General features: G+C 67.7%; 1 protein-coding gene. It reads right to left on the reverse strand.

Translation table 11 applies throughout. The features are described 5' to 3' along the window. Positions 1–1,166, reverse strand: a 1,166-nt coding sequence (locus tag AC0VX0_RS12315) for an FtsK/SpoIIIE domain-containing protein (RefSeq protein WP_475452194.1), incomplete at both ends; no start/stop codon positions are given.

Here is a 1,166-nt window from a genome sequence, read left to right on the forward strand (position 1 = left end):
GGGCGCACCGCGGCGGTCTTGGCGGGGTCGAAGTCCGGGGAGCCCGGGTCGGGGTTGGGGGCGTAGATGGTCTGGATCTGCACCGGAACGCCGGCGGCGTTCATCGCCATGCCCCGGCCCTTGATGTGCCGGGGGATGGCGGTGCCGATGGCGTAGGACTCCCACATCATCTTGGCCCCGTCGGGGCTGAGCCTGCTCATGGCCACGCGCATGGACAGGTTGTCGCGCATCTCACCGGAGATGAACGCGGTGTCCGGTCGCTGCAGTCCGATGAGCATGTGGATCTTCGCTGAGCGGCCCAGGCGGGCGATGTCCGCGATCAACCCCAGGCAGGGAGCCTTGGCCGTGCCGCCCTTGGGCTTGACCTCCTTCCACCACCGGTCCGCGCCCTCGAGGAACGTGGTGGCCTCGTCGATCACGAGCACCAGGGGCTCGAAGTCGGCGACGGTGGCCTCGCCCTGCTCGATCAGTCCATACCGGTGCTCCATCAGCTGGTGGGCGTCGTAGATCATCTTCACCTGATGCTCGATGCGGGAGGCGATCCTCTCCACGTTCGGCCAGTGCCGGAACCCGATGAACTCGATGCGCTTGCCGTCCAGAATCCAGACCCTCCAACCGGCCTGGGTCACCCGCTGCACCACGTTGTGCTGCACCACCGTTTTTCCCGAACCCGTCGTGCCCACCACCACGGCGTGGGGCTGCTTGCGCGGAGTCCAGGACAGCTCCTCGTTCTCCTCGTCGATGCCCAACGGGATCTGGAAATCCGAGTAGTCCTCGTGAGTGGTCGCCAACGGCGAGTGCGCGGTGGGCGGCAGCACCAGCGTGGGCATCGGCACCCGCGTGACGAACTCGACCACGTCGTTCTGCAGATCCCACTTCGGCACCCAGTCCCCCGGGATGCGCGTGGCCATCACCCGCTCCACCCGCTGGCGCTTGTTCCCGAAGGCCATGTTGGTGCCCTGGCTGTGGCGCACCGTGATCCGCTGGGCCTGCCCGTCATCGTCCATGTCGACCTGCACTCGAGCCGACTCCCCCAGCAGCTCCTGAACCACCGTGGTGGTCCGCTCCACCACCGGCGCCTGCGTGGGACCCTGGTCAGCGTCCTCGGTCACCATCTCCAGCCACAGCCGGTGCTTGCGCTCGTGGTGGCGGGCGATGGTGTACCG

The sequence above is a fragment of the Micrococcus sp. iso_26 genome (genome assembly GCF_056172975.1).